This window comes from Streptomyces atratus, from assembly GCF_014648655.1.
Lineage (GTDB): Bacteria > Actinomycetota > Actinomycetes > Streptomycetales > Streptomycetaceae > Streptomyces > Streptomyces atratus.
In genome coordinates, this window is sequence record NZ_BMRN01000042.1 from 41,762 (window position 1) to 62,728 (window position 20,967).

The following is a 20,967-nucleotide window of genomic DNA, read 5'->3' on the forward strand; positions in this document are numbered from 1 at the left end:
GAGGGCCGCGGTGCGACGCGGGCGGCGAGCTGTGAAGTGTGAGCTTCGAAGGCGAGTGACGAAAGGTGACCTGCGAAATATGAGCCGAGCCGCGCTGTTCGTCCTGGCCGACGGCCGCTTCCCCGCCGGAGGGCACGCCCACTCCGGCGGAGCCGAGCCGGCCGTGGCCGCGGGCCGGATCAAGGATGCTGACTCGCTGGAGGAATTCTGCCGGGGGCGGCTGCACACCGCGGGTCTGGTCGCGGCGGGTCTGGCCGCCGCGGCCGCCGCGGGCCACGATCCGCTGGCGCTGGACGAGGCCGCCGACGCCCGTACTCCGGTGCAGGCGCTGCGGACCACTGCCCGCAAGCTGGGGCGGCAGATGATGCGGGCCGCCCGCGCGACCTGGCCGTCGGCCGAGCTGGACGCGCTGTCCGCGGCCCGGCCGCGCGGCGCTCACCAGCCAGTGGTGCTGGGTCTGGCCGCGCGGTCGGCCGGGCTGGCGCCGCTGGATGCCGCGTATGCGGTGGCGTACGAAACCGTCAGCGGGCCGGCCACTGCGGCGGTCCGGCTGCTGAGCCTGGACCCGTTCGACGCCACCGCCGTCCTCGCCCGCCTCGCCCCCGACCTCGACCGGACCGCCGCCGCGGCGGCCGCGGCCGCCGGGCGCATCCCCGAGGAGGGGTTCGACGCCCTGCCCGCCGCCTCGGCGCCGCTGCTGGACATCACCGCGCAGCAGCACGCCGCCTGGCCGGTACGCCTTTTCGCCTCCTGACACCCACGACCACGGAACACCACACACGACTGGAGCCCGTATGCACCTCGACCACGCAGAGACGTTCCCCGAGCGCCACACCCACAGCGCCGAACCCCGGCGCCCCGACGGCACCCGGCGTGCCCTGCGGATCGGCTTGGGCGGGCCGGTCGGCTCGGGCAAGACCGCCACCGTCGCAGCCCTGTGCCGGGTGCTGCGCGACGAGTTCTCCATCGCCGTGGTCACCAACGACATCTACACGCGCGAAGACGCCGAATTCCTGCTCCGCGAGGCGGTACTGCCCGCCGAGCGGATCACCGCGGTGGAGACCGGTGCCTGCCCGCACACCGCCATCCGCGACGACATCTCCGCAAACCTCGAAGCCGTCGAGGACCTGGAGAACGCCATCGGCCCGCTCGACCTCGTTCTGGTGGAATCGGGCGGCGACAACCTCACCGCCACCTTCTCCAAAGGCCTGGTCGACGCCCAGATCTTCGTCATCGATGTGGCGGGCGGCGACGACATCCCGCGCAAGGGCGGCCCCGGCGTCACCAATTCGGATCTCCTCGTCATCAACAAGACCGACCTCGCCGCCCACGTCGGCTCCGACCTGGAGAGCATGGCGCGCGACGCCGAGGTCCAGCGTGGCCACCTCCCCGTCGCCTTCACCTGCCTCAAGACCGAGGACGGTGCGAAGCCGGTTGCCGACTGGGTCCGCGAGCGACTCACCGACTGGACCGCAGGCCCCGCATGACCCTCGTACCCCCGCCGGCCGCGGCGGCTCCCGGGCGGACTGCGGTGGGCGTACGTGCCACCGCCCGCATCACGGCGACCGTCGGCGGCACCGCCACCACGCTGCCCGTCCTCGACGGCGACGGGCCCTTCGAGCTCCGTCGCCTGCGCTCACACGGGAGTGAGGCGCGGGTGTGCATCGTCGGCGCGATGAGTGCCCCTCTCGGCGGTGACCGGCTGCGCATCGAAGCGACCGCCCAGCAGGGCGCGGCGCTGCACATCACCTCCGCTGCCGCGACCCTCGCCCTGCGGGGCCCGGACTCCGAGCACGCCACCTACGACGTGCATCTGACCGCAGGGGAGCACGCACAGCTCCACTGGCTCCCCAAGCCGTTGATCTGCGCGGGCGGCAGCGATCTGCGCCAGACCTGGACCGTCGACCTCGCCCCCACCGCACGGCTGGTACTGCGCGAGGAACAGATCCTCGGACGGACGGGCGAATCTCCCGGCCATGTGGCGACCCGTCTCACCGTCCGACGCGGTGGGCGGACTCTGCTGGACCAACAGGCCGAGTACGGACCGGGTGCACCCGGCTGGGACGGCCCCGCCGTCCTCGCCGGCCACCGCGCGGCCGGGCAGCTCCTGATCGTCGACCCCGTCTTCGAGGAGACGCCCCTCGAAGTTCAACTGCTCGGCGGCTCCCCGGAAGACGGCCAGGCCGTGCTGACACCGCTCGCCGGTCCCGCTGCGCTGGTCACCGCCGTCGCCCCGGACGGCCTTCGCCTGCGCCACCTCCTCGACACGGCACAGGCCACCTTCCGCCGTACCGTCCCGGGCGCGTCCGCGATCCGTGAGGGGCGCTGAGGTGGGGCACCCCGGGTGATCCACAGGGGTGATGACAAACTGGACGGCATGGCTTACGACGATCTTCGTTCCCTCCTCCGGGCCCTGGAGCGCGAGGGCGAGCTCAAGCGCATCAAGGCCGAGGTCGACCCGTATCTGGAGGTCGGCGAGATCGTCGACCGGGTGAACAAGGCGGGCGGGCCCGCGTTGCTCTTCGAGAACGTCAAGGGGTCCTCGATGCCCCTGGCCATGAATGTCTTCGGGACCGACAGGCGGCTGCTCAAGGCGCTCGGACTGAAGTCGTACGCCGATATCAGCGACAAGATCGGCGGGCTGCTCAAGCCGGAGCTGCCGCACGGCTTCGTCGGGGTGCGTGAGGCATTCGGGAAGCTCGGCTCGATGGTGCATGTGCCGCCGAAGAAGGTGAAGTCCGAGAGCGCGCCCGTGCAGGAGGTCGTGCTCACCGGCGACGACGTGGATCTGGATCAGCTGCCCGCGCTCTTCACCTGGCCCGAGGACGGCGGATCGTTCTTCAACCTGGGGCTCACCCATACCAAGCACCCGGAGACGGGTGTGCGGAACCTGGGTCTGTACCGGCTCCAGCGTCACGACCGGCGCACCATCGGAATGCACTGGCAGATCCACAAGGACAGCCGCAACCACTACCAGGTCGCCGCCAAGCGCGGGGAGCGGCTGCCGGTCGCGATCGCGTTCGGGGCGCCGCCCGCGGTGACGTACGCCTCCACCGCGCCGCTGCCGGGGGACATCGACGAGTACCTCTTCGCCGGTTTCATCCAGGGCAAGCGGATCGAGATGGTCGACTGCAAGACCGTGCCGTTGCAGGTCCCGGCGCAGGCGGAGGTCGTCATCGAGGGGTGGCTGGAGCCCGGGAAGATGCTTCCCGAGGGGCCGTTCGGCGACCACACCGGCTTCTACACGCCGCAGGAACCGTTTCCCGCACTGACCATCGACTGCGTGACCATGCGGAAACGACCGCTGCTGCAGTCGATCGTGGTGGGACGGCCGCCGACCGAGGACGGGCCGCTGGGGCGGGCCACGGAGCGGTTCTTCCTGCCGCTCCTCAAGATCATCGTGCCGGACATCGTGGACTACCACCTGCCGGAGGCGGGCGGCTTCCACAACTGTGCGATCGTCTCGATCGACAAGAAGTACCCGAAGCACGCCCAGAAGGTGATGAGTGCCATCTGGGGTGCGCACATGATGTCGCTGACCAAGCTGATCGTCGTCGTGGATTCCGACTGCGACGTCCACGATCTGCACGAGGTGGCGTGGCGGGCGCTCGGCAATACGGACTACGCGCGTGATCTCACCGTCACCGAGGGGCCCGTCGATCATCTCGACCATGCTTCCTACCAGCAGTTCTGGGGTGGCAAGGCGGGCATCGACGCGACGAAGAAGTGGCCCGAGGAGGGTTACACCCGGGACGGGGGCTGGCCGAACATGGTCGAGTCCGACCCTCGGACGGCGGCGAAGGTCGACCGCCGGTGGAAGGAATACGGACTGTGAGCGCCGCCGAAGCAGCACTGGGCTCAGGGCCCGTACAACCGAACAGCAAGGTCAAGGCGTTTCTGCGGCTCGTGATGATCGAGCACTCGGTCTTCGCGCTGCCCTTCGCGTACATCGCCGCCCTGACCGCGATGTTCCAGGCGGACAAGTCCATCCACTGGGTCACGCTGCTGCTCGTCACCATCGCGATGGTGGGGCTGCGGACGTTCGCGATGGCCTGCAACCGGATCATCGACCGGGAGATCGACGCCCGTAACCCGCGCACCGCGAGCCGGGAACTGGTCACCGGGGCGGTGTCCGTGAAGTCGGCGTGGACGGGGGCGCTCGTCGCCGTTGTCGTCTTCCTCGGGGCGGCGGCTCTGCTGAACCCGCTCTGTCTGGCGCTTGCGCCCGCCGCCGTCGTGCCGATGGTGGTCTATCCGTACGGGAAGCGGTTCACCCACTACCCGCACGCCATCCTGGGAATCGCGCAGGCCATAGGGCCGATCGGCGCCTGGCTGGCTGTGACCGGCAGTTGGTCGTGGGACGCGGTGATCCTCGGCCTCGCGGTCGGGATCTGGATCGGTGGCTTCGACCTGATCTTCGGCTGCCAGGACGTCCAGGCGGACCGGGCGCACGGGGTGCTGTCGGTGCCGGCCCGGTTCGGGATTCCGGCCGCGCTGTGGGGTGCGCGGGTCTGCCATGCGGTGACGACCGGGCTGCTCGTCTGGTTCGGGCTGGCCACGGAGGCGGGCCTGTTCTACTGGATCGGCATGGTGATAGTCGCCGTCGCCTTCGTGTACGAGCACCGGGTGGTGCGCCCGCACGATCTGTCCCGGCTGAACCGGGCGTTCTTCTCGGTCAACGGGTTCATCGGAATAGCGCTGTTCGCGTGCGCGCTGCTGGATCTGCTGGTGCGGGGTCTGACGGTCTGAGCCGGACAAGGCCCTACGGCATGAGCGGTCGGGCGGGTGTCGCCGTGCTCCGTCGGCGGCGGAAGACGAACGCCGCCGCCACGCCCGCCGCCAGTCCGAACAGATGGCCCTGCCAGCTGACCGAGGTGTTGGCGGGGGAGATCCCCAGCAGGATCGACGAGCCCCATATCGCGCCGATCACCAGCCCGGCGCCGATGTCCAGCACTCTGCGGTCCACGAAGCCGCGGACCAGCAGATAGCCGAAGAGGCCGAAGACCAGCCCGGACGCGCCCGCCGTGTTGGAGCCGGCCGGCGAGACCAGCCAGACCCCGAGACCGTCGACCACGATGATCAGCGCGGCCACGGCCGCGAACCGGCGTATGCCGCCCAGCGCGGCCAGGAAGCCGAAGACCAGCAGCGGCACGCTGTTGGAGGCGACATGGCCGAAGCCGAAGTGGATGAAGGACGCGGGCACGACGTCCAGCAGTTCGCCGGGCCGGCGCGGTTCGATCCCGTACGTGTCCAGCGAGTGGCCACTCGACACGTCGACGACTTCGAGTATCCAGAGGAACGCCACCCAGCCCAGCATCAGCTTGGCAGCGGCCTTCGCGCGGTCGCCCGTGCTCCACGCCGGTGCGATTCGATCTGACGATGCGGCCATCACGACCCCCCTGCCGGTCTCCTGTGTCGCCCCTGTTTCCATCCCTCAGAACGGCTGGGGCACCTTACTCGGTTCCGGGTTCGGGCAGCCGGATAGGCTCGGCTGTGTGGATTCCGGGACTTCAGTGAGTCAGCACCAGCGGCAGCCTTGGATTGTCGGGGTTTCAGGCGCTTCGGGCACCCCATTCGCCGCCGCCGTGCTCCGCGGTCTGCTGGCCGCGGGGGAGAGCGTCGATCTGGTGGTGAGCCGGGCGTCGCGGCTGACGCTGCTGGACGAGACCGGGATCGCGTTCCGCGACGCGCACTGGCAGGAGGATCTGCGCAGCTGGCTGGCGCGAGGGGCGGACGGGAAGCCGCACACCTTCGATGTGGATGTCGAGGGTGTACGGCACTGGGCGGCCGGTGATCTCGCCGCCGGGCCGTCCTCGGGGTCGTACCCGGCGAAGGGGATGCTGATCGTCCCGGCTTCGACGGCATGTGTGGCCGGGGTGGCGCTCGGACTCTCGAAGGATCTGCTCCAGCGGGCCGCGAGCGTGACGCTCAAGGAGCGGCGGAAGCTGGTCGTCGCGGTGCGGGAGACACCGCTGAACGGGCAGACACTGAAGCATCTGGTGAGCCTGGACGAGGCGGGCGCCGTCGTGCTGCCCGCCTCTCCGGCGTTTTATGCGGGGGCGACGCACATCCAGGATCTGGTGGACTTCGTCGCGGGGCGGGTGCTGGACGCGGCGGGGGTGCCGCACGACCTGTACCGCCGATGGGAGGGAGAGCTCGGTGGCGGCTCTCGCGGCTCTCGCGGCTCCGGAGACTGAGCCTGTGGTCAGCGCTTCTTCTTGGCGCGCGGGGTGCGGGTCTTGTCGACCCGGTGCGCGGCGGCGGCCTGGTGGGCACGCGAGCGGTTGGCCAGGTCCTGCAGCTCGCGCATTCGGGCGTAGGCCATCTCGATCGTGTACACGGTGTTCTCACTCCTGAAGATTCGAAAGCATTTTTTGGATGTTCGGAAAGATTTACAGGCGCTGAAGCCTGCATGCCTTAGATTCTACACGTAGACTCGCGATACTGCTGAACAATGGAAGGTTTCAGTCATATGGACGCGGTGGACAGGCAGCTCATCCAGGCCCTCAGGGAGAACGGCAGGGCCTCGTATGCCGAGCTGGGGCGGCTCGTCGGGCTCTCCGGGCCCAGCGTCACCGACCGCATCAACCGGCTGGAAACCGCCGGTGTCATCACCGGCTACCGCGCCACCGTCGACGCCGCGTCCCTGGGGCTCGGGGTCACGGCCCTGATCGGTATCTCGCTCTCCGACGCCGCCGATCACGAGGACGTGGCGCGCCGGCTGAAGGACCTCGCGGAGATCGAGGACGCCTGGTTCATCGCGGGCGACGACTCGTACATGCTCAAGGTGCGGGTCGGTGACGTGGACGGTCTGGAGAGGACCATCCGCCGGCTCAGCGGTACGAAGGGCGTCTCGCGCACGCGTACCACGATCGTGCTCTCCACCAAGTGGGAGAACCGGGTCGGGGAACTTCCCGAGGAGGCGTAGGCGTAACGTGGTGGAGCCCCCGGGTGACCGGGGGTTTCGCCCGGTATCACCGGGAAAGGCACAGCGCGTCGACAACTGGGAGGCAGCCGCATGGACGTTGGGCTCAAGCGCGAGCTGGAGGAGAAGGTCCGCGCAGGGGAGCGGCTGACCCGTGAGGACGGCATCGCCCTCTACGCGTCGGACGACCTGGCCTGGCTCGGCGGCCTCGCGCACGAGGTGCGTACGCGGCTGAACGGCGACGTCGTGCACTTCAACGTCAACCGGCACCTCAACATGACCAATGTGTGCACCGCGTCGTGCGCGTACTGCTCGTTCCAGCGCAAGCCGGGCGAGAAGGACGCGTACACCATGCGCATCGAGGAGGCCGTCCGGCTGGCGAAGGCGATGGAGGGCGAGAACCTCACCGAGCTGCACATCGTCAACGGGCTGCACCCCACCCTGCCGTGGCGTTACTACCCGCGCTCGCTCAGCGCGCTGAAGAAGGCTCTGCCGCAGGTCTCCCTCAAGGCGTTCACCGCCACCGAGATCCACCACTTCGAGACCATCTCCGGGCTCTCGGCCTCCGAGATCCTCGACGAGCTGATCGAGGCCGGTCTGGAGTCGCTGACCGGCGGCGGCGCGGAGATCTTCGACTGGGAGGTCCGTCAGCACATCGTGGACCACGACACCCACTGGGAAGACTGGTCGCGCATCCACCGCCTCGCCCACGAAAAGGGTCTGAAGACCCCGGCGACGATGCTGTACGGGCACATCGAAGAGCCGCGTCACCGCGTCGACCACGTGTTGCGACTGCGTGAGCTGCAGGACGAGACCGGCGGCTTCCAGGTCTTCATCCCGCTGCGCTACCAGCACGACTTCGTGGACATGAAGGACGGCAAGGTCCGCAACAAGCTCCAGGCGCGGACGACGATGGCGACCGGCGCCGAGGCGCTGAAGACGTTCGCCGTCTCGCGTCTTCTCTTCGACAACGTCCCGCACGTCAAGGTCTTCTGGGTGATGCACGGGGTGCAGACCGCCCAGCTCGCGCTCCAGCACGGCGCGGACGACATGGACGGTTCGGTCGTCGAGTACAAGATCACGCACGACGCGGACAACTACGGCACGCCGAACAAGCTCGGCCGCGACGACCTGCTGGACCTGATCCGGGATGCGGGCTTCCGCCCCGTCGAGCGGAACACCCGGTACGAGATCATCCGCGAGTACCCGGGCCCGGACGCGGAGCGCCGCGAGTCGCCGCAGCCGATGCGCGTCTGACCCGTCCGACCTGCCGCGTCGTCAGTAGTTCAGATGTGAGAGAGCCCCGGCCGCCGGCCGGGGCTCTCTCGCGTACCGGACAGGGCTTGAGGCGATGGATCGGTAATAGTTAACCTGCGCCTATGGCGCTTACTTTTGAGCTGGATCCCAAGTTCGACCGCACCCTGCGGGACGGCATCGCCGAGCTGTGGACCGATGTCTCCAACGCGGGTGGTGCGGTCGGCTTCGTACCGCCCGTCACGGCCGATGACGTCCGGCCCGAACTGGTCAGTCACCTGGTCGCCATGGCCGAGGGGCGGACCCGGCTGCTGGTCGGTTACGACGAGGCGGGCGCCGTCGCGGCCACGGCCTTCCTGGCCCTCAACACACACCGGCTGATGACCCACTGGCTCTGGCTCTACACGGTGATGGTCCACCCCCGCCACCAGGGCAAGGGTTACGGGCGCGACCTGATGGACGCCGCGGCACAGGCCGCGCGCGGGATGGAGGGAATGGAGGCGATCCGGCTCACCTGCCGCGGCGGCACCGGTGTCGACCGGTTCTACACCTCGTGCGGGTACAAGGAGGTCGGGCGGGTCCCCGACGCGATACGGGTGGCCGACGGCGACGACCGCGACGACATCATCATGCTGCTGCCGCTCGGCTGAGGTCCTCGGTCCCGGTCCGCCGGGCAGGCCGACGCCCCCCTCGGACTTCCTTTGGTGCAACCCTCCGAAGTGATCGATTCCGGGGCATGCTTCACTGGTCGGGCAGGATCGCAGGACTGTCGTACGTAGAGAGAGGGGCCAACTGTGTCCGCTGCCAAGCCGAGCGCGACGATTCGGTACACCGCGATGCGCCTCGGCATCTTCGTCGGCTGCCTCGCCGTCGCAGCCGTGGCCGTCCACTTCGGTCTGTTTCCCTCGGGGGCGAGTGGCTCCAATTTCGTCTGGGTGATCCTGCTCGCGCTGGTCCTCTCCGCGCCGCTCAGCTACGTGCTGCTGCGCAAGCAGCGTGACGAGATGTCCGCGCAGATCGTGTCCACGGTCGACCGCACGAAGGCGCGGCTCGAAGCGAACCGGACCCGCGAGGACCACGTCACCCAGTGACGACCCGGTGAGGATGGCGTAAGGGCTACGTAAGGTTCCTCACACCCCGCACAGATTCCGAATGAAACCCCGGTGCCGGAGCGAGCGCTCCTGTACTGGGGTTTCGTCGTTCCCGCACGTGTGCCGGGCGCTCCGAGGTCCGTATCCCCGCTCAAAGAAGACCTTTGAGGTTCTCAAAGTTCAAGTGTTAACGTGTTCGACATGAAGACAGCAGTGCGCCATCGATCTGCCGCGAGCATCCCGCTCGTGGAGCGCCTGCATGTCGATCTATGCCGCTGTATGTCCGCGGTCTGTTGCCGCAACGTCTGAACCGGCACCATGCAGCGGCGCCGCCCCTGACGCGGGCGCCGCACCCCCGTCCCCCCGCACGACGTCCCCGTGCGCCCCGATGCGTCACATCTGGAGTGTGTCCGTGTCCGCGAATCCCGCGTCCGCCGCCGCGACCGACAGCCCGTCCGGCTCCGGCTCCGGTTTCCGTATACCCAAGGTCCCGTTCTGGGCCCAGATCGTCGCCGGTCTCGTCCTCGGTGTGCTGCTCGGGTGGCTCGCCCGCAGCCAGGACATCAACTGGCTCTACACCACGCTCGACAAGGTCGGCCACATCTTCGTCCAGCTGCTGAAGCTGGCCGTCGCACCCCTCGTCTTCTTCGCGATCCTGGTGTCGATCACCAACCTGCGCAAGGTCAACAACGCCGCCCGGCTGGCCACCCGCACGCTGCTCTGGTTCATGATCACCTCGCTGATCGCGGTCGCCATCGGCCTCGCGATCGGTCTGATCACCAACCCGGGTTCGGGCACCGGTCTGACCCCGAAGGACGGCAAGCTGCCGGAGCACGCGGGCTCCTGGCTCGACTTCCTCACCGGCATCGTCCCGGACAACGTGATCACGCCGTTCACCGAGCTGAACGTGCTCCAGATCGTCTTCATGGCGGCCGTCGCCGGTATCGCAGCTCTGCAGCTCGGTGAGAAGGCCCAGCCGATCCTCACCCTCAGCGAATCCGTCCTGGAGCTGCTCCAGAAGGCCCTGTGGTGGGTCATCCGCCTCGCCCCCATCGGCACCATCGGCCTCATCGGCTATGCGATCGCCGACTACGGCTGGGACCTGATCGGCAAGTACGCGACGTTCACCGCCGACGTCTACATCGGCTGCGCCCTGGTGCTGTTCGGCGTGTACCCGCTGCTGCTCGTCACCGTCGCCAAGCTCAGCCCGCTGCAGTTCTTCAAGGGTGCCTGGCCGGCGATCCAGCTGGCCTTCGTCTCCCGCTCCTCGGTCGGCACGATGCCGGTCACCCAGAAGGTCACCGAGCGCCTCGGCGTCCCGAAGGAGTACGCCTCCTTCTCGGTCCCGTTCGGCGCGACCACCAAGATGGACGGCTGCGCCGCGATCTACCCGGCGCTGGCGGCGATCTTCATCGCGCAGATCTTCGACGTCCAGCTGGGTGTCGGTGACTACGTCCTCATCGCGTTCGTCTCGGTGATCGGTTCCGCGGCCACCGCCGGTCTGACCGGTGCCACGGTCATGCTGACCCTCACGCTGTCGACGCTGGGCCTGCCGCTGGAGGGCGTCGGTCTGCTCATGGCCATCGACCCGATCCTGGACATGATGCGTACGGCTACGAACGTTGCCGGTCAGGTTGTAATCCCGTTGATCGTGGCTTCGCGGGAGAAGATCCTCGACCGCGACAGGTACAACGCGGCGACGTCCTCCCCCGTGGACGAGCCGCAGGCTGTGCTCGCCGCCGCCTGACGTCCCCAGGCTCGTACGGAACGTGCCCCGCACCCGCGATTTGGGTGGCGCCCGCGTGGGACGGTGCGGAGAGGCGGCGTTACGGTACGGACGACCTCACCCGGGTCGGTGTCGTCGTCCGGGCCGAGCAGGCAGGGCTCGGCCCGGATGCGATCCGGGTTCCGGTCTTTGCCGCGGACCCCGACGAGCGCCGGGCGGTGCTCGTCGGTGAGGCGGCGCGGCTGCGGACCCGTATCGCTGCCGCGCAGGCTTCGCTGGACCTGGTCGAGTGCGCGCCGGGCTGCGAGCACGGCGACTTCACCCGGTACCCGCACCACCGCACGCACGTGGCACTCGGGCTCCGAGCACCACGTGCGTGCGCGACGCCACGCGCCTCGTCCCGTACGGGCCGGATCAGTGCTGGAACCCGACCTCGGGGTTGTCCGGTGTCGGGCCGTCCAGGAGCGGCTGGGGGGTTCCCCGCAGATGCAGATCGAAGAAGGCCGCGACATAGTCCCGGGTGATCCGCATCGAGCGTTCGCCGGAGAGCGGCGCCTCGGGGTCGACGATGCCCAACTGGTCTCCCAGCGCGGGGACATCGGTGAAGGAGAAGTGGCCGGAGCCGGTGACGGTCAGCCAGCGCTTCCAGCCGTCCAGCCGCGCCCAGCCCTCGTCCCAGCTCTCGTCCTCACCGCCGGGATGGTGGTCGGAGGCGGTGCCGAGCATCAGGAACGGTCTGCCGTCGAGTCCGCCGGCGGGGACCGGGTCGAAGAAGGTGCCGTCCATGTCGACCCCGGCGCGCACGCGGTGGTCGGCGGCCATCGTCGAGGCGGTGGCGTTGCCGCCGATGGAATGGCCGGCCATGCCGATCCGGTCCGGGTCGATCATGCGGGCGTGACGCCAGGCCGGGTGACGGCCGGTCAGCCGGTCCAGTACGAAGGAGAGGTCCTTGGCCCGCCCCGTGGCCACGGCTGCGATCCCCGTCGTCGCGGTCTGTTCGCAGGCGGCGCAGGTGAGCAGGCGCCCGCCGGGGAAGGTGGTGCCGGTGGACTCGTAGGCGTGGTCGACCGTCGCGACGACGTATCCACGGCTGGCCAGGTCCTCGGCCAGGCCGGTCAGCGTCGTCCGCGGCGTGCCGAAGCCGGGGGAGAGCACCACCAGCGGGAACCGGCCGGGTGCCGGCCGGGCGGCCGGGCGGGCGTGGGTAAGGGTGGCGCTGACCGTGGTCGCGGGGATCACGTCCTCCAGACCGCGGGACGCCAGCATCAGCCGGGCTTCGTCCGTGGTCATGTACGGCGCGGTCGCCGTGCCGCTGCCGGGGCGGGCCGGGTAGTGGACCGACACCATCAACTGCCGGGCGCCCGCGGCGGGGACCCAGGGGTCCTGGCGACTCCAGTCGGTCAGATGCAGGGTGTCCCGGCCCGTTGCGTAGGGTCCGGTCGGCCGGGGGACTTCGAGCGACGGTGCGGTGGCGGCGTGTGCCGCAGGGGTCGCATCGGGACGGGTTGCGGGACCCGGGGCGGCTGAGGCGGTCGAGGGTGCGGCGAGCAGGACGGCCAGGGCGATCGCCGTGGCCATGGCCAGGCTGCGAGGACTGATCATGGTGAAGACGCTACGGATCCGGCCGTGCCGGAACATCACGCGCAGGGGGGAACCGCTGTCCCACCACAGGGTGATCCCGGGCCCCGGAAGACATGACGTCCGGCGGGGGCACAACCGGCCACTCGGCGGCCGCGGAAGCCCTCTTCGTACAACGGGCAAGGGGCCTGCGCCGTACTCTTGCCGAGGAGCAGGACAGCGGGGCGGGAGGAAGTCGGACGTGGGTGCTGTGAAGAGCAAACGGATGCCGCGTGCCGTGCGCGAGCAGCAGATGATGGACGCCGCGGTACGGACGTTCGGGCAGCGCGGATACCGGGCCGCTTCGATGGACGAGATCGCGGAGCTGGCCGGGGTGTCCAAGCCGCTGGTCTATCTGTATCTGAATTCCAAGGAAGAGCTCTTCACCGCCTGCATCCAGCGCGAGGCGAAAGCACTGGTCGCAGCGGTGCGGTCGGGCGTGGAGCCGGAGCTTCCGGCGGATCGGCAACTATGGGCGGGGCTGCGGGCATTCTTCACGCACACCGCAAAGAACCCGGACGGCTGGGCGGTACTGCACCGGCAGGCGCGTACGCACGGGGAGCCGTTCGCCACCGAGGTCATGGTGATGCGCGACGAGATCGTTGCGTTCGTGACGGGTCTGATCGGTGCGGCGGCCCGTGAGGCCCACCGTGATCCGGCACTGCCGGACCGCGATGTGGCGGGTCTTGCGCAGGCCCTCGTGGGGGCCGCGGAGTCGCTCGCCGGCTGGGCCAACGACACCCCGGGCGTCTCGGCGAAGGAAGCCGCGGCCACACTGATGAACTTCGCCTGGGCGGGTCTGGAGAACCTCATGCACGGTCGCCCGTGGCTGCCGCCGAGCCAGTTGGCCGGTCAGAGGTAGCAGCGGCCGGTCACGAAACCGCTCCTGCACCGTCCCGCGTCGTCGACCCCGTGAGATGGACCCGGCTGCCGGTGCGGAGCTGGAAGGCGGAGCCCGATCCGTCCGCCGCGTACGTCACCGTCGCCGGGAGCAGGACCGGTGCCTTGAAGTCGGCGCGTACGGAACGGATCCGGCACGGATCGTCGGCCTCGGCCAGGCAGCGGGCGACCATCCACATGCCGTGCGCGATGGCCCTCGGGAAGCCGAACAGCCGGGCCGTCAGCGGGTACAGATGGATGGGGTTCCGGTCGCCGGACGCCGCACCGTAGCGACGTCCCAGATCGCCGGGGAGCCGCCACTCGGCGACGGCGGGGAGCTCGGTGGCAGGGGCGGCGCCGGGAGCAACAGCGGTCGTGGTCGGGTGACGGGACAGATAGCCGCTGCGCGACTCCCAGACCGGCTCACCGCCCGAACGGGCCTCCGTCACCATCGTGACCTCGGTGCCACGTCGGTGCGGCGTCAACCTGTCTGCGTACACGGTCAGTTCGAGCGGATCCGTGACGGGTGCCGCCCGGTGCCGGGTGATCTCGATCCAGGTGTGGACCAGCCCGACGACCGGCAGCGGAAAGCTCCGCCCGGTCATCAGCCGCATCGCGAGGGGGAAGCCCAGCACATGGGGGTACGTCAGCGGCAGCGGGCCCGACTCGGGGAAGCCGCAGATCCTGCCGTACGAGGCGAGGGCGCCGGGGGCGATGCGGACGGCGCCGGCCGTCAGCCGGTCGGCGGCGAGCGTGGCGCCGGACCGGCCGGCGCGCTTGAACGGGGACGTGAGCGCACCCCGTACGAGTGATGCCGTCAGGGTCCGGGAAGGGGCAGCAGCCGTCATCGGACGTCACGCCCCCAGCAGGCTCTGGCCGCAGACCCGGACGATCTGGCCGTTGACGGCCGTCGACGCGGGCTGGGCGAACCATGCGGTCGTCTCCGCGACATCGACCGGAAGGCCGCCCTGCGAGAGCGAGTTCATGCGACGGCCCGCCTCCCGGATGAGGAGGGGGACCGCGGCGGTCATCTTCGTCTCGATGAAGCCGGGGGCGACCGCGTTGACCGTGACGCCGTGGTCGGCGGCGGCACGCGGGGCCAGGGAGCGGACCAGGCCGATGATGCCCGCCTTGCCGGCCGCGTAGTTCGTCTGCCCGTTGTTGCCCGCGATACCGGCGATGGACGCGGTGGCGACGATCCGGCCGCCCCGGTTGACGGTGCCCGACATGAGCAGGGCGTCCGTGGTGCGCAGCACGCTGCCGAGGTTGACCTCGATGACGGAGGCCCAGCGGTCGGGGGACATGTTCGCGAGCCGCCGGTCGCGGGTGATGCCCGCGTTGTGGACGAGGATGTCCAGGCCGTCGGGGGATGCGGCGGCGATCCGGTCGGCGGCGTCGTCCGCGGTGATGTCCAGTGGCAGGGCGGTCGCGCCGAGCCGCTCGGCGGTGCGCTTCAACTCGTCGGCGGACCGCGGGATGTCCAGGCAGATGACCTGAGCGCCGTCCCGTGCCAGGACCGAGGCGACGGAGGCGCCGATGCCGCGCGCCGCACCGGTGACCAGGGCGGTGCGCCCGGTGAGCGGCGCGGCCCAGTCGGCGACCGGGTCGGGGGCGGCGCCGCTGAGTTCGATGACCTGGCCGCTGATGTACGCGGACCGGGGTGAGAGCAGGAAGCGGAGAGTGGATTCGGCCGAGGCGACGGCCCCCGGCGTGATCCGGAGCAGTTGGACGGTGGTGCCCCTGCCGATCTCCTTGCCGAGCGAGCGTACGAACCCTTCGAGGGCCTGCTGCGCGGCCGCCTGGTGGTGGTCGTCGGCCGACGGCCGCACCCCGAGGACCACGATCCGTCCGCCCGGCGCCGACGAGCGTATGACGGGGTGCAGCGCCGCGTGCACGTCCCCGAGCCCGGCGGCGGTGGCAACTGCCGTAGCGTCCAGGACGATTCCGGCCGGTCGGGCGGCCGTTTCGGCGCGGTCCGTCACCGGGAGGCCGGTCGCGGCGAGGAGTGCGGCGAGCTCCTCCGTGACCGAGGAGTCCCCGGCGGTGAGGTGCAGGAGCGGACCGTCCAGCGCCTGGGTCTCCAGTGTCCAGCGGCGCAGCGGCGCGGGCTGCGGCAGCCCGAGCTTCCGGGTCAGAAAACGGCCGGGTGCTGTGCCGGTGACGTGCAGATAGCGGTCGGCCATTGTCCAGACTCCCTGCTCGGTCGTAGATTTACTCCCGAGTAAGGTTACTCAAGGGTCAAGAGCTGGTCGAGATGAGTTGGTCGAGTTGATCCCCCCTCGCTCTCCCACAGCCGCGCCGGGTCGCTCGCCAAGCTGACGGCGGAACGGGGAGCGCCGGGCCGCGGACTGATCTCGATCTGTGCCGCGGGCAGCCAGGGAGTCACCGCGATCCTGGAACGCCCGTGACGCCCGTGACGCCCGTGACGCCCGTGACGCCCGTGACGTCCGTGACGTCCTGACGTTTCGAGCCCACCGGCGTCAGGTCGCCCGGCGCGGCTGAAGACCCTGTGCAAGACCGTTCGGCGACCGAGGACGAGACGGTCGCCGGACAGAACCGGCGCACCGCCCGACCCCCGAGTTGAGGAGCCGCTCGTGTCCACACCCGCTTCCGCCACCGCACCCGCCGTGACGCCCGCCGTACCCGCCCTGGTCGAGCCGACGAAGGTCAAAGGGGCGGACGGTTCCGTACGACAGGTCTCCGTACCCGCGTTCGCGCCTCCCGTACGGCGCGGTTCGCTCGCCGAGATCCCCTTCGACAATGCCCGCGAAGCACCGGCCGACGCCGTCCTCAGCCGCAAGCAGCCGGACGGCAGTTGGCAGGACGTGACGGCGGCGGAGTTCGCCGACGAGGTACTCGCAGTCGCCAAGGGCCTCATCGCGGAGGGCCTCGGCGCGGGCGACCGGATCGCGATCATGGCGCGTACGACCTATGAATGGACGCTGCTCGACTTCGCCGCCTGGGCCGCCGGACTCGTCACCGTCCCCATCTACCCGACCTCCTCCGCCTTCCAGGCCCGCTGGATCCTCCAGGACTCCGGCGCCGTCGCCTGCGCCGTCGAGGCCGCGGACCAGGGCCGGCTGATCAGCCAGGAACGCAAGCAGCTCGGCGACCTCACCCACCTGTGGCAGTTCGACACGGGCGCGCTAGGCCGGCTGAAGAGCCTCGGCCGGAACGTCCCCGACGACGCCGTCACCGCCCGCCGCGCCACGCTGGAACCCGGAACCCCCGCCACCCTCATCTACACCTCGGGCACCACCGGCCGCCCCAAGGGCTGCGTTCTCACCCACGGCAACTTCTTCGCCGAGGTCGACAACGCGATCGAACTCCTTCACCCGGTCTTCAAGTCGGTCAGCGAATACCCCGCGTCCACGCTCCTCTTCCTCCCCCTCTCCCACGTCTTCGGACGCATGGTCGCGATCGGCTGTCTGCGCGCCCGGGTCCGCCTCGGCCACGCCCCGTCCATCCGGACCGAGGACCTCCTGGCCGACCTGGCCGGGTTCAGGCCGTCGTTCCTGCTGGCCATCCCGTACGTACTGGAGAAGGTCTACAACACCGGCCGCGCCACGGCCGAGAAGATGGGCCGCGCCTCGTCGTTCGACCGCGCCGCGAGGATCGCCCAGCGATACGGACAGGCCGTCGAGGCCGCCGAACACGGCACCGGCCCCGGACCGGGCTGGGGGCTACGAGCAGCTCGTGCGCTGTACGACCCGCTGGTCTACCGCCGTATCCGGGCCGCACTCGGCGGACACGTCCGGTACGCGATCTGCGGCGGCTCCCCGCTGGGCGGCCGGCTCGCCGCGTTCTACTCGGGCGCCGGCATCGAGATCTTCGAGGGCTACGGCCTGACGGAGACCACCGCGGCCGCCACCGTCACCCCGCCGCTCAAACCGCGCCTCGGCACCGTCGGCTGGCCGCTGCCGGGCACCGCCGTACGGATCGCGGACGACGGCGAGGTGCTGCTCAGCGGCGGCCAGGTGTTCCAGGGCTACTGGGACACCGAACGCGGCGAGGCCGTGCCCGTACAGGAGGGCGGCTGGTTCGCCACCGGTGACCTCGGCGCGCTGGACGAGGACGGCTACCTCACGATCACCGGCCGCAAGAAGGACATCATCATCACCTCCGGCGGCAAGAACGTCACCCCGGCACCACTGGAGGACTGGCTGCGCGCCCACCCGCTGGTCAGCCAGTGCATGGTGGTCGGCGAAAACCGGTCGTTCATCACCGCCCTGATCACCCTGGAGCCGGACGGGCTCGCCCACTGGCGGCAGATGAAGAAGAAGCAGGATGTGCCGATCCGCGAACTGGTGGCGGACGAGGAGTTGCGCAGCGCGCTCCAGCGCGCGGTCGACGAGGCCAACCATCTGGTCTCGCGCGCCGAATCGATCCGCAAGTTCGCTGTGCTGACGGGGGACTTCACGGAGGAGAGCGGGCACCTGACGCCGTCGCTGAAGCTGAAACGGGATGTGATCGCACGGGACTTCGAGAAGGAGATCGAGGCGTTGTACCGGAAGTGACCGCGCGAGCGGCGGGCACATCGTCACCGAGGCCGGACCTGTTGCGCGCCTCTCCCGGTTTCCCCTCAGCCGCCCCGCGCGCCTGTCATGCGGTCTTCGGGCGGGCAAAGGTGGCGGGTGCTGACCGACTGGAGCGTGCTGCGACGAGGTCGGCCGCGAACTTACGGTTCTTGATGGTCTGTTCGCGGTAGTCGGCCGGAAGGTCCGCCAGGGCGAGGAGGCGGTCGCAGGAAGCCAGCGATCCACGCGCGTCACCGGTCCAGTAGGAGGTGATGGAGTGCTCGAAGAGCAGGCCCCAGCTGTAGATCCAGGGCTCCATGAACAGCCAGTCCTTGGGGGTGGGGCGATTGAGGCCGGCGACGGCGACTGCGTTGGCCGCTTGATAGCGCCCCATCTTCCTCAGTCGGCTGGTCAGTTCGTAGCAGGCCTCCAACCGCTGCGGCCGGCTCTCCCATGCGCGGGTGAGAGCGTCCATACCGCCGGGCCAGTCACCGGAGTCGGCCTTGAGCACTCCCACTTGCAGCAGGGCGTAGTACACCTCCTCGTCCCACCCGCCCATGCCGGACCGACGTTCGTACGTCGCGATCGCTTCTCGGGTCTCACCCATGTCGCGGAGAGTCTGCGCGAGGTAGAAGACCGTGCGGGGATTGTCGGGGTTGCGCTTGAGGTCCTCGCGCAGCAGGCGGGCATCCCGGGTGAACTTGTCCCCGCGCGAGCCGCCGTCGGCGAAATGCTCGATGCTGAGGGCCGAGAGATCGGCAACCGTGTGCTGCTGGGCCGTGGTCAGAAATTCGTGCGTCGCGCCCTCGTAGCGCCATGGGATGTCCCCCCTGACCAGCCGGGGGATGCGGTATTCGAGGGAACCGAGATGGCGCAACATGTAGGAATCGGCGCTCAGTTCGGACAGTTCGGACAGCGGGCCCTCCCGTCGGACGGCCATGTCGGCGTCGATGAGCAGGAGGTAGTCGGCCTTGCCGCGTGCGCGCTGGATGTTCAGGGTGCGGTTGTGGCCGAAGTTGGCCCAGAGGTCCTCGTGGAGTTCTCCCGGAATCCCCTTCATCGTGGCGCGGATCAGTTCCTGTGTTCCGTCACGGGAGCCGGTGTCGGAGATGACCCATGCGTCCACCAGGTCGCGTACGGAGTTCAGGCATCGCTCGATGACCTTCGCCTCGTCCTTGACAATCATGCACAGGCAGATCGATGGCTTGCGGTGCAGGGCGGGTGGCCGTTCTTCGGCAGGACGGTCGATCAGATTAGTCATATACATCTCCCGATCTGACTTCTATGGAGTAACGCTCCACGGCGAATTGGAGCGGTGCACGGGATCGGCCGATCCGGTCACCGAGGAAAGCGACGCTAGTGCGCCGGAATCCGGCGGTCGCGGCGCGACACGGATTTCGCGGGGGTACGTAGGCGGTCGGGCCGAAATGGCCAACGGGCCTAACCAATATGTGAATAGGGGCAGATGGTCGAAGCCTTACTCACTCACAAGGGGAACCGTCAGTACTCGGACGGTAGATCATCGGCGTGGCGCATATGCCCTTGCCCTGTTGCTGATGTCACAGTCACGGCTCCGATCCACGCAGACCCGGTAAGGAATCCGAGATGTACAAATCGAGAAGCTGGGACATCCTGTCCCGTTCGACCCTGGGTGCCATGTCGCTGGGTGTGACCCTGGCGCTGTGCCCCATGGACATCGCTCACGGAGCGCCGAACCCCACGGGTTCGCAGGCGGCCAACCGAGTGATGGCCAGCCGGGTGGCGGCCAGCGTGTCCGGGACTGTCACCTCCCAGACCTCTCAGAACATCCGTAGCGCTCCCACGACCCAGTCGCAGATCGTGGGCAGCGTGCCGCCCGGCGGCACGGTGTCCATCGCCTGCCAGGTGGTCGGCCAGAACGTCGGCGGGAACTCGTTCTGGTACCTGCTGTCCGACGGCAGCGGCTGGATGACCGCTCGCTTCATCTCGACGCAGACCCCAGTGCCGTTCTGTGACGACTTCCCGGGCACGGGTGACACCGGCCCGACGGGACCCATGGGTCCGATGGGTCCGATGGGTCCGACGGGTCCGTCGGGTGCTAACGGTGCTAACGGTGCGACTGGTCCTGCTGGTCCGACGGGTGCGACGGGTCTGACGGGCGCCACCGGTGCCACGGGTGCGGCGGGTGCCAACGGTGCCAATGGTGCGACCGGTGCGACCGGTGCGACTGGTCCTGCTGGTCCGACGGGTGCGACGGGTCTGACGGGCGCCACCGGTGCCACGGGTGCGTCCGGTGCTGTTGGTGCTCACGGTCCGACGGGTGCGACCGGTCCGACGGGTGCGACGGGTCTGACGGGCGCCACCGGTGCCACGGGTCCGGCGGGTGCCAACGGTGCTAACGGTGCCAATGGTGCGACCGGTGCGACTGGTCCTGCTGGTCCGACGGGTGCGACGGGTCTGACGGGCGCCACCGGTGCCACCGGTGCGTCCGGTGCCAACGGTGCCCCGGGTGCTACCGGTGCTACTGGTCCGACGGGTCCGGCGGGTGCCAATGGTGCTAACGGTGCCAATGGTGCGACCGGTGCGACGGGCGCCACCGGTGCCACCGGCGCGTCCGGTGCTAACGGTGCCAATGGTGCGACCGGTGCGACTGGTCCTGCTGGTCCGACGGGTGCGACGGGTCTGACGGGCGCCACCGGCGCCACGGGTGCGTCCGGTGCCAACGGTGCCCCGGGTGCTACCGGTGCTACTGGTCCGACGGGTCCGGCGGGTGCCAATGGTGCTAACGGTGCGACGGGTGCGACGGGTGCTGCCGGTACCAATGGTGCTGATGGTGCGACCGGTCCTGCGGGTCCGACGGGTGCGACGGGTGCGTCCGGTACCAATGGTGCTGATGGTGCGACCGGTCCTGCGGGTCCGACGGGTGCGACGGGTGCGTCCGGTACCAATGGTGCTGATGGTGCGACCGGTCCTGCGGGT

The 20,967-nt window shown here is 69.5% G+C and carries 20 protein-coding genes; 14 read left to right on the forward strand and 6 right to left on the reverse strand.

What is annotated here, in order from left to right; all coding sequences use genetic code 11:
* Positions 1 to 79 precede the first annotated feature (79 nt).
* From IEZ15_RS35940 to mqnP, 5 genes are read left to right on the forward strand one after another with little or no spacing between them, the layout of a single operon-like run.
* Positions 80 to 754 carry an urease accessory protein UreF gene (locus IEZ15_RS35940; RefSeq protein WP_114245117.1) on the forward strand — a complete coding sequence of 225 codons (675 nt, stop codon included), beginning with the start codon at positions 80 to 82 and terminating at the stop codon, positions 752 to 754.
* A gap of 40 nt (positions 755 to 794) precedes the next feature.
* A complete protein-coding gene (gene ureG, locus IEZ15_RS35945; RefSeq protein WP_114245116.1) occupies positions 795 to 1,487 on the forward strand; it encodes an urease accessory protein UreG in 693 nt (230 codons plus the stop codon).
* Positions 1,484 to 2,329 carry an urease accessory protein UreD gene (locus tag IEZ15_RS35950; RefSeq protein ID WP_189281081.1) on the forward strand — a complete coding sequence of 282 codons (846 nt, stop codon included), beginning with the start codon at positions 1,484 to 1,486 and terminating at the stop codon, positions 2,327 to 2,329. The genes ureG and IEZ15_RS35950 overlap by 4 nt, the downstream gene beginning before the upstream one ends.
* Positions 2,330 to 2,377: 48 nt before the next feature.
* Entirely contained in the window at positions 2,378 to 3,835 is a 1,458-nt protein-coding gene (locus IEZ15_RS35955; protein ID WP_114249101.1) for a menaquinone biosynthesis decarboxylase, read from the forward strand.
* Positions 3,832 to 4,749, forward strand: coding sequence for a menaquinone biosynthesis prenyltransferase MqnP (gene mqnP, locus IEZ15_RS35960; protein ID WP_114245114.1), 918 nt, complete (start codon positions 3,832 to 3,834; stop codon positions 4,747 to 4,749). The genes IEZ15_RS35955 and mqnP overlap by 4 nt, the downstream gene beginning before the upstream one ends.
* Positions 4,750 to 4,762: 13 nt before the next feature.
* On the opposite strand, the gene IEZ15_RS35965 is transcribed toward mqnP, so the two are convergent.
* Positions 4,763 to 5,389 carry a rhomboid family intramembrane serine protease gene (locus IEZ15_RS35965; protein WP_114245113.1) on the reverse strand — a complete coding sequence of 209 codons (627 nt, stop codon included), beginning with the start codon at positions 5,387 to 5,389 and terminating at the stop codon, positions 4,763 to 4,765.
* Between the two features lie 124 nt (positions 5,390 to 5,513).
* Here IEZ15_RS35965 and IEZ15_RS35970 point away from each other — a divergent pair, with 124 nt between their 5' ends.
* Positions 5,514 to 6,197 carry a UbiX family flavin prenyltransferase gene (locus IEZ15_RS35970; protein WP_189281082.1) on the forward strand — a complete coding sequence of 228 codons (684 nt, stop codon included), beginning with the start codon at positions 5,514 to 5,516 and terminating at the stop codon, positions 6,195 to 6,197.
* 8 nt (positions 6,198 to 6,205) lie between these two features.
* Here IEZ15_RS35970 and IEZ15_RS46550 read toward each other — a convergent pair whose 3' ends face one another.
* Positions 6,206 to 6,340: a hypothetical protein gene (locus IEZ15_RS46550; protein ID WP_268250472.1), complete on the reverse strand. Its 135-nt coding sequence runs from the start codon at positions 6,338 to 6,340 to the stop codon at positions 6,206 to 6,208.
* Positions 6,341 to 6,472: 132 nt separating this feature from the next.
* On the opposite strand from IEZ15_RS46550, the gene IEZ15_RS35975 reads away from it, so the two are divergent.
* The 5 genes from IEZ15_RS35975 to IEZ15_RS35995 all read left to right on the forward strand — a co-directional run bounded on the left by IEZ15_RS35975 (position 6,473) and on the right by IEZ15_RS35995 (position 11,017).
* The gene (locus tag IEZ15_RS35975; protein ID WP_114245111.1) at positions 6,473 to 6,928 is read left to right on the forward strand and encodes an Lrp/AsnC family transcriptional regulator; all 456 of its coding nucleotides are present in this window, start codon (positions 6,473 to 6,475) and stop codon (positions 6,926 to 6,928) included.
* A 90-nt stretch (positions 6,929 to 7,018) separates the two neighbouring features.
* On the forward strand, positions 7,019 to 8,182 hold the full coding sequence (gene mqnE, locus IEZ15_RS35980) for an aminofutalosine synthase MqnE (RefSeq protein WP_189281083.1): 1,164 nt from the start codon (positions 7,019 to 7,021) through the stop codon (positions 8,180 to 8,182).
* Between the two features lie 122 nt (positions 8,183 to 8,304).
* Entirely contained in the window at positions 8,305 to 8,829 is a 525-nt protein-coding gene (locus tag IEZ15_RS35985; RefSeq protein ID WP_189281084.1) for a GNAT family N-acetyltransferase, read from the forward strand.
* Positions 8,830 to 9,015: 186 nt separating this feature from the next.
* The gene (locus IEZ15_RS35990; protein WP_189281091.1) at positions 9,016 to 9,270 is read left to right on the forward strand and encodes a DUF4229 domain-containing protein; all 255 of its coding nucleotides are present in this window, start codon (positions 9,016 to 9,018) and stop codon (positions 9,268 to 9,270) included.
* A gap of 412 nt (positions 9,271 to 9,682) precedes the next feature.
* Positions 9,683 to 11,017, forward strand: a complete 1,335-nt coding sequence (locus tag IEZ15_RS35995) for a dicarboxylate/amino acid:cation symporter (protein ID WP_114245108.1) — start codon at positions 9,683 to 9,685, stop codon at positions 11,015 to 11,017.
* A gap of 393 nt (positions 11,018 to 11,410) precedes the next feature.
* Here IEZ15_RS35995 and IEZ15_RS36000 read toward each other — a convergent pair whose 3' ends face one another.
* Positions 11,411 to 12,598 (reverse strand): alpha/beta hydrolase family protein, encoded by a 1,188-nt coding sequence (locus IEZ15_RS36000; protein WP_229846339.1) that lies wholly within the window; start codon positions 12,596 to 12,598, stop codon positions 11,411 to 11,413.
* A gap of 241 nt (positions 12,599 to 12,839) precedes the next feature.
* On the opposite strand from IEZ15_RS36000, the gene IEZ15_RS36005 reads away from it, so the two are divergent.
* Positions 12,840 to 13,475 carry a TetR/AcrR family transcriptional regulator gene (locus tag IEZ15_RS36005; protein ID WP_114249099.1) on the forward strand — a complete coding sequence of 212 codons (636 nt, stop codon included), beginning with the start codon at positions 12,840 to 12,842 and terminating at the stop codon, positions 13,473 to 13,475.
* A gap of 10 nt (positions 13,476 to 13,485) precedes the next feature.
* Here the strand turns inward: IEZ15_RS36005 and IEZ15_RS36010 are convergent, their stop codons facing one another.
* The gene (locus IEZ15_RS36010; protein WP_189281085.1) at positions 13,486 to 14,340 is read right to left on the reverse strand and encodes a MaoC/PaaZ C-terminal domain-containing protein; all 855 of its coding nucleotides are present in this window, start codon (positions 14,338 to 14,340) and stop codon (positions 13,486 to 13,488) included.
* A gap of 6 nt (positions 14,341 to 14,346) precedes the next feature.
* Positions 14,347 to 15,675 (reverse strand): 3-oxoacyl-ACP reductase, encoded by a 1,329-nt coding sequence (locus IEZ15_RS36015; RefSeq protein ID WP_189281086.1) that lies wholly within the window; start codon positions 15,673 to 15,675, stop codon positions 14,347 to 14,349.
* Positions 15,676 to 16,086: 411 nt separating this feature from the next.
* Here IEZ15_RS36015 and IEZ15_RS36020 point away from each other — a divergent pair, with 411 nt between their 5' ends.
* Complete coding sequence (locus IEZ15_RS36020) at positions 16,087 to 18,009, forward strand: AMP-dependent synthetase/ligase (RefSeq protein WP_189281087.1); 1,923 nt, start codon at positions 16,087 to 16,089, stop codon at positions 18,007 to 18,009.
* A gap of 85 nt (positions 18,010 to 18,094) precedes the next feature.
* On the opposite strand, the gene IEZ15_RS36025 is transcribed toward IEZ15_RS36020, so the two are convergent.
* Complete coding sequence (locus tag IEZ15_RS36025; RefSeq protein WP_189281088.1) at positions 18,095 to 19,270, reverse strand: glycosyltransferase; 1,176 nt, start codon at positions 19,268 to 19,270, stop codon at positions 18,095 to 18,097.
* Between the two features lie 485 nt (positions 19,271 to 19,755).
* Here IEZ15_RS36025 and IEZ15_RS47370 point away from each other — a divergent pair.
* Positions 19,756 to 20,967: SH3 domain-containing protein (locus IEZ15_RS47370; protein ID WP_189281093.1), on the forward strand; the 1,212-nt coding region annotated here is incomplete at its 3' end.

Bases quoted from the DNA above. Each gene is read 5' to 3' on its own strand.
- IEZ15_RS35955 (WP_114249101.1), top strand. From the start codon at position 2,378: ATGGCTTACGACGATCTTCGTTCCCTCCTCCGGGCCCTGGAGCGCGAG.
- IEZ15_RS36000 (WP_229846339.1), bottom strand. From the start codon at position 12,598: ATGATCAGTCCTCGCAGCCTGGCCATGGCCACGGCGATCGCCCTGGCC.
- IEZ15_RS36010 (WP_189281085.1), bottom strand. From the start codon at position 14,340: ATGACGGCTGCTGCCCCTTCCCGGACCCTGACGGCATCACTCGTACGG.
- IEZ15_RS35990 (WP_189281091.1), top strand. From the start codon at position 9,016: ATGCGCCTCGGCATCTTCGTCGGCTGCCTCGCCGTCGCAGCCGTGGCC.
- IEZ15_RS35950 (WP_189281081.1), top strand. From the start codon at position 1,484: ATGACCCTCGTACCCCCGCCGGCCGCGGCGGCTCCCGGGCGGACTGCG.
- IEZ15_RS36015 (WP_189281086.1), bottom strand. From the start codon at position 15,675: ATGGCCGACCGCTATCTGCACGTCACCGGCACAGCACCCGGCCGTTTT.
- IEZ15_RS36005 (WP_114249099.1), top strand. From the start codon at position 12,840: ATGCCGCGTGCCGTGCGCGAGCAGCAGATGATGGACGCCGCGGTACGG.
- ureG (WP_114245116.1), top strand. From the start codon at position 795: ATGCACCTCGACCACGCAGAGACGTTCCCCGAGCGCCACACCCACAGC.
- IEZ15_RS35985 (WP_189281084.1), top strand. From the start codon at position 8,305: ATGGCGCTTACTTTTGAGCTGGATCCCAAGTTCGACCGCACCCTGCGG.
- IEZ15_RS35965 (WP_114245113.1), bottom strand. From the start codon at position 5,389: ATGGCCGCATCGTCAGATCGAATCGCACCGGCGTGGAGCACGGGCGAC.
- IEZ15_RS35975 (WP_114245111.1), top strand. From the start codon at position 6,473: ATGGACGCGGTGGACAGGCAGCTCATCCAGGCCCTCAGGGAGAACGGC.
- IEZ15_RS35940 (WP_114245117.1), top strand. From the start codon at position 80: ATGAGCCGAGCCGCGCTGTTCGTCCTGGCCGACGGCCGCTTCCCCGCC.
- IEZ15_RS36025 (WP_189281088.1), bottom strand. From the start codon at position 19,270: ATGACTAATCTGATCGACCGTCCTGCCGAAGAACGGCCACCCGCCCTG.
- mqnE (WP_189281083.1), top strand. From the start codon at position 7,019: ATGGACGTTGGGCTCAAGCGCGAGCTGGAGGAGAAGGTCCGCGCAGGG.